The 14,595-nt window shown below is 48.9% G+C and carries 17 protein-coding genes; 14 read left to right on the plus strand and 3 right to left on the minus strand.

Features of this window, described 5'->3' with window-relative positions:
• Nucleotides 1-73: 73 nt before the first annotated feature.
• Nucleotides 74-1,018: a YitT family protein gene (locus BAZ21_RS07625; protein WP_007429236.1), complete on the plus strand. Its 945-nt coding sequence runs from the start codon at nt 74-76 to the stop codon at nt 1,016-1,018.
• Between the two features lie 72 nt (nt 1,019-1,090).
• Here BAZ21_RS07625 and ligD read toward each other — a convergent pair whose 3' ends face one another.
• Entirely contained in the window at nt 1,091-1,993 is a 903-nt protein-coding gene (gene ligD / locus BAZ21_RS07630) for a non-homologous end-joining DNA ligase (protein WP_068498666.1), read from the minus strand.
• A gap of 382 nt (nt 1,994-2,375) precedes the next feature.
• Here ligD and BAZ21_RS29540 point away from each other — a divergent pair, with 382 nt between their 5' ends.
• The 8 genes from BAZ21_RS29540 to BAZ21_RS07665 all read left to right on the plus strand — a co-directional run bounded on the left by BAZ21_RS29540 (nt 2,376) and on the right by BAZ21_RS07665 (nt 10,129).
• Nucleotides 2,376-2,657, plus strand: coding sequence for a hypothetical protein (locus BAZ21_RS29540; RefSeq protein ID WP_068498668.1), 282 nt, complete (start codon nt 2,376-2,378; stop codon nt 2,655-2,657).
• Complete coding sequence (locus BAZ21_RS07640; RefSeq protein ID WP_068498670.1) at nt 2,620-4,545, plus strand: asparagine synthase-related protein; 1,926 nt, start codon at nt 2,620-2,622, stop codon at nt 4,543-4,545. The genes BAZ21_RS29540 and BAZ21_RS07640 overlap by 38 nt, the downstream gene beginning before the upstream one ends.
• A 62-nt stretch (nt 4,546-4,607) precedes the next feature.
• Nucleotides 4,608-4,736, plus strand: a complete 129-nt coding sequence (locus tag BAZ21_RS28430; RefSeq protein WP_013369856.1) for a paeninodin family lasso peptide — start codon at nt 4,608-4,610, stop codon at nt 4,734-4,736.
• Between the two features lie 138 nt (nt 4,737-4,874).
• Nucleotides 4,875-5,897: a serine kinase gene (locus BAZ21_RS07645; RefSeq protein ID WP_068498672.1), complete on the plus strand. Its 1,023-nt coding sequence runs from the start codon at nt 4,875-4,877 to the stop codon at nt 5,895-5,897.
• The gene (locus tag BAZ21_RS07650) at nt 5,884-6,186 is read left to right on the plus strand and encodes a lasso peptide biosynthesis PqqD family chaperone (RefSeq protein WP_068498674.1); all 303 of its coding nucleotides are present in this window, start codon (nt 5,884-5,886) and stop codon (nt 6,184-6,186) included. The genes BAZ21_RS07645 and BAZ21_RS07650 overlap by 14 nt, the downstream gene beginning before the upstream one ends.
• Nucleotide 6,187: 1 nt before the next feature.
• Nucleotides 6,188-6,667 (plus strand): lasso peptide biosynthesis B2 protein, encoded by a 480-nt coding sequence (locus tag BAZ21_RS07655; RefSeq protein ID WP_068498676.1) that lies wholly within the window; start codon nt 6,188-6,190, stop codon nt 6,665-6,667.
• A 46-nt stretch (nt 6,668-6,713) separates the two neighbouring features.
• Nucleotides 6,714-8,243 (plus strand): nucleotidyltransferase domain-containing protein, encoded by a 1,530-nt coding sequence (locus tag BAZ21_RS07660; protein WP_068498678.1) that lies wholly within the window; start codon nt 6,714-6,716, stop codon nt 8,241-8,243.
• Between the two features lie 20 nt (nt 8,244-8,263).
• Complete coding sequence (locus BAZ21_RS07665; protein WP_068498681.1) at nt 8,264-10,129, plus strand: ABC transporter ATP-binding protein; 1,866 nt, start codon at nt 8,264-8,266, stop codon at nt 10,127-10,129.
• Between the two features lie 57 nt (nt 10,130-10,186).
• Here the strand turns inward: BAZ21_RS07665 and ku are convergent, their stop codons facing one another.
• Nucleotides 10,187-11,119 (minus strand): non-homologous end joining protein Ku, encoded by a 933-nt coding sequence (gene ku, locus BAZ21_RS07670; RefSeq protein WP_068498683.1) that lies wholly within the window; start codon nt 11,117-11,119, stop codon nt 10,187-10,189.
• A gap of 225 nt (nt 11,120-11,344) precedes the next feature.
• Between ku and BAZ21_RS07675 the strand changes: the two genes are divergently transcribed.
• The 4 genes from BAZ21_RS07675 (at nt 11,345) to BAZ21_RS07690 (ending at nt 13,513) form a co-directional block, all read left to right on the plus strand.
• A complete protein-coding gene (locus BAZ21_RS07675; RefSeq protein WP_068498685.1) occupies nt 11,345-11,584 on the plus strand; it encodes a hypothetical protein in 240 nt (79 codons plus the stop codon).
• Nucleotides 11,585-11,640: 56 nt separating this feature from the next.
• The gene (locus tag BAZ21_RS07680) at nt 11,641-11,820 is read left to right on the plus strand and encodes an H-type small acid-soluble spore protein (RefSeq protein WP_007429249.1); all 180 of its coding nucleotides are present in this window, start codon (nt 11,641-11,643) and stop codon (nt 11,818-11,820) included.
• 3 nt (nt 11,821-11,823) lie between these two features.
• Nucleotides 11,824-12,807: a hypothetical protein gene (locus BAZ21_RS07685; RefSeq protein ID WP_068498688.1), complete on the plus strand. Its 984-nt coding sequence runs from the start codon at nt 11,824-11,826 to the stop codon at nt 12,805-12,807.
• A gap of 136 nt (nt 12,808-12,943) precedes the next feature.
• Nucleotides 12,944-13,513: a DJ-1/PfpI family protein gene (locus BAZ21_RS07690; protein ID WP_256020092.1), complete on the plus strand. Its 570-nt coding sequence runs from the start codon at nt 12,944-12,946 to the stop codon at nt 13,511-13,513.
• Between the two features lie 89 nt (nt 13,514-13,602).
• Here the strand turns inward: BAZ21_RS07690 and BAZ21_RS07695 are convergent, their stop codons facing one another.
• Nucleotides 13,603-13,974, minus strand: coding sequence for a hypothetical protein (locus BAZ21_RS07695; RefSeq protein WP_068498692.1), 372 nt, complete (start codon nt 13,972-13,974; stop codon nt 13,603-13,605).
• Nucleotides 13,975-14,036: 62 nt separating this feature from the next.
• Between BAZ21_RS07695 and BAZ21_RS07700 the strand changes: the two genes are divergently transcribed.
• Nucleotides 14,037-14,270, plus strand: a complete 234-nt coding sequence (locus BAZ21_RS07700) for a helix-turn-helix domain-containing protein (RefSeq protein WP_007429253.1) — start codon at nt 14,037-14,039, stop codon at nt 14,268-14,270.
• Nucleotides 14,271-14,595: the final 325 nt, after the last annotated feature.

Consider the following 14,595-nt stretch of genomic DNA (forward strand, 5'->3'; position numbering starts at 1 on the left):
TAAAGAAGAGGGGACTGCGGATAGCAGCCCCTTTTTTGTCCAATATATCATACTGTAACGGGGGGATTTATATATGAGTGTAGTGAGCAAGGAAGTCCAAAGTTTATCTGAGATCACAGATGTGACCGGAGAGTTGACCAAGATCAGCAAAATTCCAGCTAATCCTAAGAACAAAATAAAACGCCTGTTGCAGCGTGCAGCCATGATTGTGGTTGGTGCGGCTCTGATGGCAGTGGGCCTGGAAATATTCCTGGTTCCCAACGGCGTTATTGACGGAGGCGTTACAGGTATTTCTATTATGGCCTCCAAGATTACTGGTTACCCGCTCGGCATTTTCCTGACCCTGTTGAACCTTCCATTTCTAGTTATCGGCTACAAACAAATCGGTAAAACCTTCGCTTTATCCACATTATTCGGCATTATTGTCATGTCCATCGGAACCGCATTACTTCACAATGTAAGTGCGTTGACACCTGGCGAACCGCTGCTCGGAGCTATCTTTGGCGGTGTTATTCTCGGCGTTGGGGTAGGTCTTGTGATTCGATCTGGCGGCTCGCTGGATGGAACAGAGATCGTAGCTATTCTCGTCAGCGAAAAAACTCCTTTTTCGGTCGGTGAGATCGTCCTGTTCGTGAACATCTTCATTTTGGGAAGCGCAGGCTTTGTATTCGGCTGGCCGAATGCCCTCTATTCCATGATTGCTTATTATATCGCCATGAAAATGATTGATATTACGATTGAAGGTCTGGATCAGTCCAAATCGGTCTGGATTATTAGTGAAAAATACCGCGACATCGGGGATGCTCTGACAGATCGTCTGGGACGGGGTGTAACCTACCTGGAAGGTGAAGGCGGCTTTACAGGCGACAGCAAAAAAGTCATTTTCGTCGTCATCACCCGTCTGGAGGAAGCGAAGCTGAAGAACATCGTTGAAGATTGGGACCCCCACGCTTTTGTAGCGATTGGCAACATTCACGATGTGAAGGGCGGACGCTTTAAGAAAAAGGGAATACACTAGCTCAAGGGGACAATTTCTCAGCCATTATGGTTGCGGGAGTTGTCCCCTTTTTTGTGCTGCATAGGCAAAAAATCAGGTTGGATGAGCCTTGGCACGCATATGCTTTAGAACATCCTCGACAGGCTGGGGAGGAACCTTGCCGATCAAGTCACCTATCTGATTTAGCCGTTCCTCAATATTCAGCAAATGGTAGTCAAGCGGTGATACATCCCGCCGTACCTCTTCCCATGTAAGCGGAGTGGATACAGTAGCACCGGGGCGTGCCCGCGGGGTATAGGGAGCAGCCAGCGTTTTTCCCTGATAATGCTGTAAATAATCAAAATAGATGGCTGTTCCACGATCCTTCTTTAACCGTTCCAGTGTGAACAGATGCGGGTGTTTTTCCGTCACAAACTGTCCGACCAGCAGCCCGATGCTGCGAAGCTCGTCGAAGGTTACACCTGTTCGAATCGGGACGATAATTTGCACTCCGGTGGCTCCGGATGTTTTGGGGATCGAATTCAAACCAAGCGAAGCCAGCACTTCACCGACGATGGAGGCAGCCTCCATAATGCGTGGCTCCACTTCTCTGGACGGGTCCAAATCAATCATCCATTCACAGGGCAAGTGGCTTCTCGCATGATGCAGGGAGGGGTGAAATTCCAGTGCAGCCTGATTGCCGAGCCATAGCAATTGAGGCAGCTTGTTAAGCACGATATATTCAATACCGTCATGCAGCGTGGTTTCAATATAATCCGGCCGGGGGCGCGGGGCATTTTTCTGATAAAAAAAATCACCGTGGATACCATGTGGCCAGCGGATGACGGTTAGCAGGCGATGCTGGCAATATTTGAGCAAGAAAGGAGCTAACACCGCGAGCTTGCGAAGATATAGCGCTTTGGTCACGCCGGCTTCCGGCCACAGTGGTTTATTCGGGTTGGTGATGGGAATTTCCTGACCTTCAATGCTAATCGTACCTTTAACAGCTTGTCCCATAGTGCTAGGCTCCTTCTCTGGAAAGCTTTTAGGCGACCGCTATCGCTTATCCAAGATGTACTTATGCATTAAGATGAGCGTCATGTACAGAATTTATCCATCAAAGGGATTGACAAGATACAATTTGTATCATAAATTTATAATTATATACGAAATGTATCCATAAAAGTGTCTTGAGTAGAGCTAGAGGAGGAGTATTCTTGATTGAAAAGCAAGGCCCCATCAGGATTCAGTACATAGCTGGCAACACCTGTTGAGTAAACAGGAAATCGAGTTGTATTGCAGAAGCATCGGGTCTCGCATATTTAGGCAGTTTGGCTACGTGGAGGCGCTGGAACAGGCCGAGTAAATCACTGGAGCACGCTTTGAGGATGAGCCGGATGTGGAGCTGATCAGCCGACGTACTCACCAGTTTCTCCAGCAGAGCGGTTTTGAATGGAAGACTGCTTATCGAATGCTGGATGAACAAGATACACATAACAGGGAACTCGCGATAAACGAAATAAATTCAATACATGCAATGAATGAAAGACATCATGCGGCCCCTCTCGGTCCTGCAAGGATGGATATGGAGCAGATTGTGAATGAACGACGGATTCAATCGCTGGAGAAAAAGGGGGGAGAACGTGAGTGCAATTGCTGGAATCTACAACTTTGGGCGTGAGTCCGCAAGCGCCGAAGAAGGCGGTAAAATGATGCAAGCCCTGCGAAAATATCCCGCCGACCGCGTATGTGCCTGGTGTGAAGGCTCCATTTTTTTGGGATGTCATGCCCAGCATGTGACCCCGGAATCTGTCCATGAACGTCTCCCCTTCTATGATGAGGAGCGAGATCTGGCTATCACTGCGGATGCGATTTTGGACAATCGTTCCGAGCTGCTTGAACGGCTCGGGGTCAGACAGGAGCGACGGCAGGAAATCACGGATAGCGAGCTGATTTTACTGGCATATGACAAATGGGGGGTGGATGCGGCCCAATATTTGATAGGCGATTTTGCCTTTGTCATTTGGGATGCCAAGCGACGGCGTTTATACGGCGCTCGCGATATGACGGGAAGCCGCACGCTGTACACCTATCAGCATGACTCAGGCTTTGCATTTAGCACGGTCGTAGCTCCGCTCTTGACCTTATCCTCTTTGCGAAAAGAACTGCATGAACCGTGGCTGGCCGAATTTCTGTCGATCCGCTCCATGCAGGAATCCGTCGATATCGGCACGACCGTCTACAAGCATATCAACCAGCTTCCTCCCGCACATTGGTTCACTATGGAGGAGGGAAAGCGAATTCTTCATCAATATGCATGTCTGGATGAGGTAGAGCCGCTGCGGCTCAAAACGAGAGGCGAGTACATAGAAGCGTTCCGCGAGGTGTTCTCACAGGCGGTCACTGCCCGATTACGGACGCATCGCGCCGTAGGGGCTGCCTTGAGCGGGGGACTGGATTCCGGAGCGGTTGCCAGCTTTGCCGCACCATCGCTGCATTTGCAACAAAAGCCGCTGTATGCGTACAGCTATGTACCTGTTCAGGATTTTGAGGATTGGACATCGCCTGCACTGCTGGCGAACGAACGAAGCTATATTCAGTCTACGGCTCGCTATGTAGGCAACATTCACGAAAATTATCTGGATTTTGAGGGGAAAAGCCCGTTTTCCGAAATTGATACTTGGCTGGAGCTTATGGAGGCTCCCTATAAATATTTTGAAAATTCCTTCTGGATCAGAGGTTTTTATGAAAAAGCACAGGAACATAATGTCGGTGTACTGCTGACCGGGGCACGAGGCAATTTTACCGTTTCATGGGGCCCTGCACTGGACTATTATGCCCGTCAGTTTCGTCGTTTGCACTGGCTGCAATCCTTTCAGGGCTTGTGGCGCTATAGCAGGCTGACCGGAAGACGTATGTCTCGTCTGCTACCCGTGATGCTGAAAAAAGCTACCTTGCTAGATACTCATGTATCGTTATTTCGGGGCAAACGAAGTCCGGTTCCTTCGTTGATTCACCCGGAGTTTGCCAAACGGATGCATGTCGAGGATGTTCCGGTGTTGAGCGGAACAGGCTGGATGAAGAATGCCGACCAGACGAGAAAAGAGAAATTTTCGAATCTGGCGATTGCCAACAAAAATGGTGTAGTCGCGACCAAACTTTCTTTGCGTTATGGCCTGTGGGAACGTGATCCGACAGGAGACAGCCGGGTGATTCGCTTTTGCTTATCCGTACCATTTGAGCAGTATGTGCAAAACGGTCGAGACCGTGCACTCATTCGTACAGCTATGAAGGATCATCTGCCTGATGTTGTTCGGTTGAACCAGCGTGTGCGGGGCGTGCAGCCTGCAGATTGGCTACATCGTATGATTCCCTGCTGGGATACGTTTATGGGGGAGCTTCAAATGATGTGCCATGATTTACGGGCCGCCGAATATCTCAATATAGAGCTTATTAAGACGGCCATGTCGAAACTCCGTCACCCCGGTCCCGAACAGGCGTCCGATCCCAATATACGACTGCTTATGCACAGTTTGATCGTGTACCGTTTTCTTTGTGGATTGAATTGATTCGATCTGATCTGATTTGATCACGCCGGATCGTTCACATTCGTTGGAAGGGAGGTGATGAGATGAGTAAAAAAGAATGGCAGGAACCGACGATAGAGGTGCTGGACATTAACCAGACCATGGCGGGGAAAGGCTGGAAACAGATTGATTGGGTGTCCGACCACGACGCCGATCTTTATAATCCAAGCTAACAGATGGTCATACATTGAAGCCAGTCATAAAAGATAGATCTGTAATGAGCCGTCTTTATTTCTTTTGGGTTAGAGATGCTTGCTGCTCAAGGAAATAAAGACGGGATTTTTTTAAGGACAGAGGGAGTGAGTCCTATCGTGCATGACAGGAGTGCAAGTGTCGGCTGGGCCCAATATACAGCCTTTGGACTCAGGATTGCGAGTGAACTGAAGCTTCCTGAGCTGGTACTGTCAGCATCGGAGGCGATAGAGGATGTGGTCATTCATCAGGCGGATTTGACAGCATGGAGCGATCAGCTTGAGCAGGCTAATTTTGTGATGCAGGGTGAACGCTTTATGTTCCAAATACCCGGCACGGCCATATATGCCGTCAGGGAAGGCAGGGAGATTGAGGTATGCCCTTACCCCGGAGCCGATATGGACACTGTGCGGTTGTTTTTACTGGGTTCATGCATGGGCGTCCTTCTGATGCAAAGACATATATTTCCTATTCATGGAAGCGCGGTCGTTATCGGGGGCAAGGCCTACGCTTTTGTAGGCGAATCCGGTGCGGGAAAATCGACGCTGGCTGCTGCTTTTAGACAGGCAGGCTATCTGATGGTCAGTGATGATGTTATTGCTGTAAAAGCTACGGCATCCGAGCTCATCGTTTATCCGGCTTATCCGCAACAAAAGCTGGGGCTGGACAGCCTGCTTCAACTGGAGTCTTTACAGGGAAACAAGCATGTGCGCCCCCAAAAGCACAGGCTTGTTTTAACGTCTGGACAGCCTGCGCTGCCACAATATGGGGAACTGCTTAAGCTCACAGGTGAATGGAATAAATATGCCGTCCCTACAGTAGACGAATTTTATAACGAACCGCTTTCCCTGGGCGGTGTATTCGAGCTTGTGGCAGAGCCATCCAACCAGCTACCCGCGGTTACGGAACAGCCCTTAAACGTACTGGGGTGCTTGCATACATTACTATTGCATACATATCGTAGGGGGACAATTTCGCGAATGGGTTTGGGTGAATGGTATTTTGGAACGGCGGCCCGGATGGCTGGGAAAGTGGAGGGCTGGCGATTGCTCAGGAGTAGCTCCGCTTTTACCGCATCCGAGATTGTACAACGGGTACTTGAACTCATTCATAAGGAGGAAAACAGCTATGGCAGCCACTGATCCAGCCAAAGACCATTACCGCGTCATTTACAGTGAAGAGGTCTATGTCAGTGACATGGACGGAGAAAAGGTCATGATGAGTATTAACACTGGAAAATATTATAACCTGGGCTTTACAGGAGGGCGTATCTGGGAATTGGCGGAGTCCAGTCCTTCACTCGGAGAGATCGTAGCTGCCCTGACGGATGAATATGAAGTGAACGAGGAACAGTGCAGACAGCAGGTACATGCCTTTGTGGCTGAGTTGGAACGGGAAGGACTGCTAAAGCTCCAGCGGGAGACGGTTTAATATGCGGATACAACGGCTTCTTCTCCTGGCTCCAGAGGTCAGGAGATTATTGCCGGAAGCCTGGCTGGCGCTGGGATGGGCGAGGCTTCGTCAGCTTCGTTCTTTTGAGGATTACTCAGGCCAATGGGGGATACGTATGGAAGAAACCTCTTGGCAATGTGACCCGCAGCAGGAAAAGTCCATTCGGCATATTTCACATGCTGTGGAGCTGGCAAGCCGTTACACCCCATGGCGCAGTAGCTGTCTTGTACAGGCCTCTGCCGCGATGACGTTGCTGGGGCGCAGAAAACTGGACTGTACGCTATATTTGGGTACAGCCAAAAATGCTGCTGGACGGTTGGCAGCACATGCATGGGTACGAAGCGGACCGATTTATGTTACAGGTGAACGGGAGATGGGGGCGTTTACGGTGGTGGGTCTATTCGGGAGACGAACCGTGACGGCCACGAATACGCAAATGGCGAATAAAGGCCATTCTTAATGCGATGAGACAAAAAGATGTTCAAACAATCGAAGGAGAAGAAAGTATGCCCACCAAGTCTCTTCTGGAACTTGCCCGTTGGAAAAAGGATCATGAATTAACGATATTACTTTCTTTATTAAAAAAAGAGGTTGCTCCATCGCAGCGTACGTTCGCTGATATTCATCTGCATAAGCTGGACTGGGCTCGCCTGTTGCGCCTGGCAGATCATCACCGGGTAGTACCGCTGATATATCTCCAACTAAAAAAGTCGAATGATCCGGCCATTCCCGGACCATTGCTGGAGAGCCTGCAGGTGCAATATCACCGAAATACGCTGCGTATGCTTCTTCTTCAAGCAGAGGCTGCGCGGCTGACCAGGCTGCTCATGGATCATGGCATCCGTGTATTTATACTCAAGGGGCCTGCACTGGCGCAGCAATTGTACGGGGATGTTTCCCTGCGTACCTCCAAGGACATAGATTTGCTCATTGCGCCGGATGACATGGATGAAGCCGAGCATTGGATACGGGAAGCCGGTTATGAGTCCAAAAGCGGAGAAACGCGTGTCCTTGGCAGCTGGAAGTGGAAGGATCATCATACATCTTTCCTTCATCCGCAAAAGCGGGTAGAGGTGGAGCTGCATTGGCGTCTCCACCCGGATGCCGGCGGGGAACCCTCTTTTGATGAATTGTGGGACCGCCGTCAATTCAGTGAATCCGCAGGAGCGAGTCGGGGGGGACAGTCGGCATCCGCTGACAGCACAGCGGCGATGGCAGCCAGTACGTACACACTCGGCGGCGAGCATCAGTTCCTGTACTTGAGCGCCCACGGCGCTCGTCACGGCTGGTTCAGGCTGCGCTGGCTAGTCGACATCGACAGACTCACCGCCTGCGATGTCGATTGGGAGGCGCTGCTGCTGCTGCTGCGCCGCTACGGAGGCCTGCCTGTGGGCGGGCAGGCCTGGAAGCTCGCCGCTGCGCTGCTGGGTACGCCGATACCGGAGCCGATGCGTCCGATATCAGAGACCCGGCAGGCGCACAGGCTCGCGCTGAGCGCGCTGGCCTTCATGCAGGCCAGCGTACCCGCACCGCACCCGGTTGCCAGCGGGCCGGGTGCGAACGGAACGGCTGCGTCAGAGCTGTCGCAAAGCATAGCTTTGACGCAGCCGGTGGAGACCGCCCCTTCGGATGGCGGTGCTTCAGTCGGCGGTGCAGCAGCTGGCGATGCCTTTGGCGAAGCGGCTCTGCACGATGTCAGTGACGCTACTGGCATCGCGAGAGAAGTCGGTAGCGTGACGGGTGATACGGTGAGCACATTGAACACTGCTGTGAGCAGTCTTACTATGCCTGTAGCTTCTGCTACAGCCGCCTCAAGCCCTGCCGTAGCTGTAGCTACAGCGGTCACCCCTCAGCCCATTAGCCGAGCTTACTTGCTTTCCCTAAAGGAGCCAAGACACAGATTACTTTATCTTATTAGCCGTTTGTTTCCTTCTACGGGTGATCCGATCTTGTTGCCGCTGCCTCGCAAGCTGCATTTTTTGTACATCCCTTTACGTCCATTTCTTTGGCTGAAACGGCGATTTTCAAAGCACTGACCCGATAAGGAGTGTGCGTTATGGCTCACCTGCGATTATATTTAACCAAGCTGTACACCGTGAACGGTGGTACGTTAATTCTCAATATCGTATGTATGATGATTGTCAGCCTGCTGGAGGGCTTTGGCATTTATATGCTTGTGCCTATGCTGGCGGCCATCGGCGTATTCGCCGGTCATTCAGGACTGCCGTTTCTGTCCGATGGATTCGATCATTTCTTGTCGTACATTCCCAAAAGCTGGCTATTGCCGGGGATGCTGCTGCTTTTTGTGGTGCTGCTTACAGGGCAGGCTCTGCTTCAGCGTTACCAATCGGTCCTGAGCTCACAGATTCAGCAGCGTTTTATGCGCTCGCTTAGAATAGACGTGTATACCTCCTTTATGAAGGCACAGTGGACTTTTTATTTGCGCCAGCGTAAATCTGATTTTAGCCATGTGATGACGACCGAGCTGGCACGTGTCAGTCAGGGAACCAATTTGCTTCTTCAACTCACCACAGCCATCATGTTTACGCTGATCCAGATTGCGCTGGCTTTTTGGTTATCCCCTTCCTTAACCGGATTGGTATTCCTGAGTGGATTGGGACTGTTTGTCGTGTTCCGTCGCTCTATTCGAAATGCCAAGCAGCTAGGTGACCGTACCACTGAGCTTTCACAGATTTATTTTGCCGGCATTACCGATCATATGAATGGAATGAAGGATATTAAAAGCAATCTGCTGGAGGCAGCCAACATAGATTGGTTTCGCTCCCTGACGCGTCGCATGGAGGATAATTCGACCCAATTTGTTCGGCAAAATGCCACTACGCAGTTTTTGCATCGCACAGCAGCAGCTGTATTTGTCGTTTGTCTTATATTCGCGTCCCTGCAATGGCTGCATGTTTCACCTGAAAAGCTGATTGTGCTGATCCTCATATTTTCCCGCTTATGGCCGAGGTTCGCCCTGATTCAAGCGAGTTTGGAATATATCATGTCCATGATCTCAGCTTTTGAAAGTGTGACCAAAGTACAGCAGGAATGCGAAGCTTTCTCAGATCCGTCGTTGCTTGCAGTTGCATCCTCTGCCGCTCGCGTTCCATCCGCTGGATCTGCTGAATCGGAACTTCATGTAGCTACATCGACGCGGTACCCCTTGTTTCTGCGTAGCGGGATTGAATGCAGCGGTCTGGATTATCGCTATGATGGTGCGGCAGATCCTGCACTGCACCAAATTAATCTGTTTATACCTGCCAGGGGGATGACAGCCATTGTGGGGAAATCAGGAGCGGGCAAGAGTACGTTGGTCGATGTGCTGATGGGCTTTCTACGTCCAACTGGGGGGCAGATTAAAATAGATGGACGTGTTTTGGATGACGAACTGTTGCCACAGTGGCGGCAATCGTTTGGATACGTGTCACAAGACCCTTTTCTGTTCCATGCCACCGTTCGTGAAAATCTGAAGCTGGCGGACAGGAATGCGAGCGAGGAGCGGCTATGGGAGGCGCTGCATTTTGCAGCCGCAGACAGCTTTGTTGCCAGACTGCCCGAAGGGCTGGACACAGTCATTGGGGATCGCGGGATTCGTCTGTCTGGCGGGGAACGCCAACGATTGGTATTAGCGCGGGCTGTCCTGCATCATCCTCCGGTCCTCATATTGGATGAAGCGACAAGTGCGCTCGATGGTGAGCATGAAGCCGCCATTCAGGCAGCGCTGGAGCGGATGAAAGGTCAAATGACGCTGATCGTCATCGCTCACCGCCTGTCAACGATCCGTCACGCGGATCAGATTGTCGTGCTGGAGCAAGGCGAGGTCATACAGCAAGGAAACTATCGACAGCTGGTACAAGAGGAGCGGGGGGCGTTCAGCCAGCTCCTGTCGTACCAAAGCGGTATCATCGCCACCCCTTAGAAGCTTTTTTGTATGATCTCAAGTTTGTTTATCAGGTTTCTTTATCGGGTTTCTTTATCAGGTTTCTTTAGGTTTGGCGGTGCTTCTTCTCTTTTTGACTGGAGTCGGAGAGATGGCATCGCCTGCCACCGCCTGCTGTGCTGTCGGCGCTGCTGGTTTACGCGCAGGGCGTTTTTTCGCGGCAGCAGGGCCGGGAGCACCAGGACCAGGATCAGTTACGACGGGCTTTACGGCCTCAATACTGGCCTGAAGAGCAGCCATTAAATCCACGACATTGGTCTGCGGCTGTGTCGGGGCGACTCGCACCTCTTCTCCGGCCACTTTATGCTGAATGAGATCCAGCAGACGCTCGCGATACTGATCCGTATACTTGGCTGCGTCAAAAGGTGTAGATAGCTGCTCAATCAGCATCTTTGCCATCGTCAGCTCCTTCTCTTTAACCTCCTCTTGCCCCGGTAGGTTAGGAACTTGAGCAATGGGACGAATTTCATCCGGGTAAAACATCGTCTCCACGGCCAAACACTCATCCAGCACCCGAATAGCTGCCAGGCTGCTTTTGGAGCGGATGGAGATTTGGGCAATGCCGATTTTTCCGGTATCCTTCATCGCATTCATGAGTAGCTTATACGCATTGGAGCCAGCCTGATCCGGGGATAAATAATACGTTTTTTGAAAATAAATCGGATCAATTTCCTGCAGGTCTACAAAATCCAAAATGACGATATTTTTATCCGCTTGTCCGCTGATCTGCTCCAATTCCTCCTTATCGAACATGACGAACTTCCCTTTTTCATATTCATAGCCTTTTCCAATTTCCTCCCATTCAACCTCCTTATCACAAACAGGACACTTCCGTACATAGCTAAGCGGACTCCCACACTCCTTGTGAATGTAGCGCATGGAAATATCCTTGTCCTCTGTCGCTGAAAACATTTTAACTGGCACATGAACCAGCCCGAAGCTGATTGCGCCTTTCCAGACCGTATGCATACCGCCAGTCCTCCTTTTCTTTAGTCAGCATTTTGTATCATTCGATTTCGGGTGTCGCGGCTGTGGGCATATCATTTTTCGCTTAGTAAGGTTTCATTTAGTATGCTTCGTACAAAGGATTGTATGAGGTGTAAATGAAGGCTGCGAATTGCTTCCCCTGCGCATGGTTGCAGCTTTTTTGGTGCATAGTAAGGCATATCCGCTTCAAAAGGAGGTACACAATTTATGCCCGGAAAATCCTATCCTCGGCAGATCAGTCATCGTGTGGGTCAAAGTCATATCGCCTTTCGGGGGCCCGCTGGAGGCGAACAGGATGCATTGCCGCCCGAGTTTGCCCTTTCCCATGGAGTTCGCCCGCCTTTTCCCGTAGCTGTGGGTCATGTGGATTTGGAGGCTGTGGTTTCAAGTTCGCCTTCTCATAGCATCCCTTCATTGGACGTTGAACGGATTATAGACGAGGACTAGGTCACCTATATTTCTAAATGAATGCACACAAAAACAATCAGCAGGGGGAGAACAGCATGAATGTAGAGCGAGCAAAAGCGATTTACGATTCACCCGATACCATTGCCGTACAATTGGATGGAAAACCGATCTGGATTGAGCATGTAGACGAAGCGAACAGCATGGCAACTGTACAGATAGGTAGCAGACCCGGCAATACTCAAACTGTCCGTGTGGATCGTCTGAAAGAACAATAGGAGATGGGTACTAAACATCTGGTCATTATCCATGGTCGTGACAAAAAGCCCAAATGCGACGAAATGCTTCGTCTCATCAAAATGGCGCTGATCGCAGGATTGCGTCGAGTGAATGAGGAAGCGGCTCAAAGGCTGGAGCAAGAGCATATTTCCCTGACATTTAGTTATTATGGAGATATCAACAATCGCCTCTTATTAGAGAGCCGGCCTCGGTACGGACAACTTTTTGAAAAAGAAGAGGATGGAAACTTCTACGTTCCAGACCATTTTTACGACGAGAGTATGCAGCAATTAATCAATCGACCCACCGATCAAATGACGCCGGAGGAATACGACCGCCTGATAGCAAACGAACCCATCATACACTTCTATGATGATGCTGCAAAAAAACTCAGCCCTTACCTGTCTTTGTTTGGTATGAGCACCCGCGCTATCAAAAAGCTTCTCCCTGATCTGGGAGCTTACTTGACCAGCCGTGTAGTAGGCTCCCAAATTCGTGAAAGATTACAGGCTCCTCTAGCAAAGGCTTTAAGTAGTGGAGACGACGTAATGCTTCTTTCCCATAGTATGGGGTGCATGGTGGCTTACGATGTATTATGGAAATTCTCACGTATGAGTGAATACAAGCATCTATGGGAACACAAGGTTAACGAATGGCTAACATTGGGTAATCCGTTAGGCGAGCCTGCCGTAAAGCGCAGCTTGTATGATTCCAATGAGCCTGACGATGGCATGTATCCTGCAAATATTAGACATTGGACCAACATTAACGCCGTGGATGACTACATTGCGCATGACGCTGCGATCGAAGATGATTTCTATCTGATGCTGAGTCGGAATTTAATAGAAAGCATTAATGATCAGCCGCTTATCTACACGTTCTGGAAAGATAGTCATACCGGACGCCCCAATCCCCACAACTTCTTTGCCTATCTTAATCATCCAAAGGTAGCTGAGCAGGTGGCGAATTGGATTTTACGCTCATAAAAGGGTACCAGACCGCCTTAAAGCACACTAAATAAGCGCCCGCGAAGGCGCTTTTTATATTGTCTAATTCAGGAAACGGGGTGTATAGTATGATTAATATTTGAAGGAAGTGAGCCGTATGGACTTTAACATATGCTTGTTCGATGATTTTGAAACACTGGATGTATTCGGACCCGTTGAGATTTTTGGCCGCCTACCAGAAGTTTATGACTTAAAATATTTCTCCATGGACGGGGGAATTGTTGAGAGCCGGCAAAAAACCAAGATTGTGACAGAACCCATTGCACAAGTAAAACCCAATGGCATATTCATGATCCCGGGCGGACAGGGGACAAGGGGCTTAATCCATGACGATACATTTATGAAACAGATCAAAGAGATTGCGGAACAGTCCAATTTTTGTATAACCGTCTGTACGGGTTCCGCGCTGCTTGCCAAAACAGGCTTGTTAAAAAACAGGCGCGCCACATCCAATAAATTAGCCTTTGATTGGGTCAAATCCATTGGCACAGAGGTTAACTGGATTCCAAACGCAAGATGGGTAGTAGATGGAAAGTTCTATACTTCATCCGGTGTATCTGCTGGAATGGATATGTCCTTAGGCTTTGTTTCCGATCAGTTTGGTTTTGAAAAAGCTCAACAGGTAGCCAATCAAATTGAATACATTTGGAATTCCAATAAAGATGATGACCCCTTTGCGAGATAGCAAAAAACTTGTGAACTGGATCAATAGTGACTTCAATTTGTTCTTTTCTGATGAGTCATGCAAGCTTATCTAAGCATACTTATTTATTGCTATTTAATAAAATTAAGTTTAATGTCTCCACGATTGTTTAGCCACAGCAATTCGTTAATTAGAAATGTCATGCTGTCCATAGTATGTAGTCTTTCAATTGTATTGGATACAGCTTCCATAAGGTCACACTGAATGTTTTCTGCCAGTTGGAGTCCACCGCTGTCACCGTCGACGAATAAGTGGGTATGTTCAGGATGGTCTACTTTGAGCACATGCCGAAGCCACAAACGCCCGTCCTCTATGTGAAAAAAGTATTGTCCGTCGTAAATGATCCCCTCAAATATCTCATAATTATGAGATTGATCATAAGGTCCAAATACCATCGCTGCCCGTTCTAGTACGAATGAATTCGTTTTTGTTTTTATAAACATATGTTTACCCCCTGTTGGATAGTTATTGTCAACATTCTGTGCTTATTTTTTGGAGGAATTTTATGAACCCTTTAAGTATACGTTGTCGCCTCGGTGATATTATGCGAGAGCGGGGACTGCAAAATAAAGATGTAGTGGATTTAACAGGTGTGAGTCGAAACACGATTACTTCGCTTGCTGGTAACGCAACCAAACGGATAGATTACGATACGCTAGGTGCATTATGTCGAGGATTAGGTGTAACTCCGGGTGATCTTCTAGAGTACATGCCGAATGTCAAAGAAAATTTTGAATAAATAATATGGACCGTTGGAATTTTGATTCCAACGGTTTTTTTGTAATCTCTACCAAGATTTAATTCGTCTAATAGAGTCGTTTGGTAAACCTGCGAGTGAACGAACTGCCTATAGTATTTTATTAAGAGCTTCAAAACTTCCTGAATTCCATTTTTATTCAGAATATCTTAAAAGATGAACCGATTCCCGCTAATCTTAATGATTATGCGGTTTTTTTGTATAAACCCAAGATCAGTTCATTTGGTTTTGGTAATCTAATGAGCTAATTTTTGATGGAAGTCATAAAAAAAATGGGTCACTGATACCAATCTACTGATTTTTTCGT

It is taken from the genome of Paenibacillus kribbensis, from assembly GCF_001705305.1.
Lineage (GTDB): Bacteria > Bacillota > Bacilli > Paenibacillales > Paenibacillaceae > Paenibacillus > Paenibacillus kribbensis_B.

What these genes read in the sequence shown, in the direction of transcription:
- BAZ21_RS07665 (WP_068498681.1), top strand. Translation starts at nt 8,264, where the DNA reads ATGGCTCACCTGCGATTATATTTAACCAAGCTGTACACCGTGAACGGT.
- BAZ21_RS07685 (WP_068498688.1), top strand. Translation starts at nt 11,824, where the DNA reads ATGGGTACTAAACATCTGGTCATTATCCATGGTCGTGACAAAAAGCCC.
- BAZ21_RS07675 (WP_068498685.1), top strand. Translation starts at nt 11,345, where the DNA reads ATGCCCGGAAAATCCTATCCTCGGCAGATCAGTCATCGTGTGGGTCAA.
- BAZ21_RS28430 (WP_013369856.1), top strand. Translation starts at nt 4,608, where the DNA reads ATGAGTAAAAAAGAATGGCAGGAACCGACGATAGAGGTGCTGGACATT.
- BAZ21_RS07660 (WP_068498678.1), top strand. Translation starts at nt 6,714, where the DNA reads ATGCCCACCAAGTCTCTTCTGGAACTTGCCCGTTGGAAAAAGGATCAT.
- BAZ21_RS07650 (WP_068498674.1), top strand. Translation starts at nt 5,884, where the DNA reads ATGGCAGCCACTGATCCAGCCAAAGACCATTACCGCGTCATTTACAGT.
- BAZ21_RS07695 (WP_068498692.1), bottom strand. Translation starts at nt 13,974, where the DNA reads ATGTTTATAAAAACAAAAACGAATTCATTCGTACTAGAACGGGCAGCG.
- BAZ21_RS07680 (WP_007429249.1), top strand. Translation starts at nt 11,641, where the DNA reads ATGAATGTAGAGCGAGCAAAAGCGATTTACGATTCACCCGATACCATT.
- BAZ21_RS07625 (WP_007429236.1), top strand. Translation starts at nt 74, where the DNA reads ATGAGTGTAGTGAGCAAGGAAGTCCAAAGTTTATCTGAGATCACAGAT.
- ku (WP_068498683.1), bottom strand. Translation starts at nt 11,119, where the DNA reads ATGCATACGGTCTGGAAAGGCGCAATCAGCTTCGGGCTGGTTCATGTG.
- ligD (WP_068498666.1), bottom strand. Translation starts at nt 1,993, where the DNA reads ATGGGACAAGCTGTTAAAGGTACGATTAGCATTGAAGGTCAGGAAATT.
- BAZ21_RS07700 (WP_007429253.1), top strand. Translation starts at nt 14,037, where the DNA reads ATGAACCCTTTAAGTATACGTTGTCGCCTCGGTGATATTATGCGAGAG.
- BAZ21_RS07655 (WP_068498676.1), top strand. Translation starts at nt 6,188, where the DNA reads ATGCGGATACAACGGCTTCTTCTCCTGGCTCCAGAGGTCAGGAGATTA.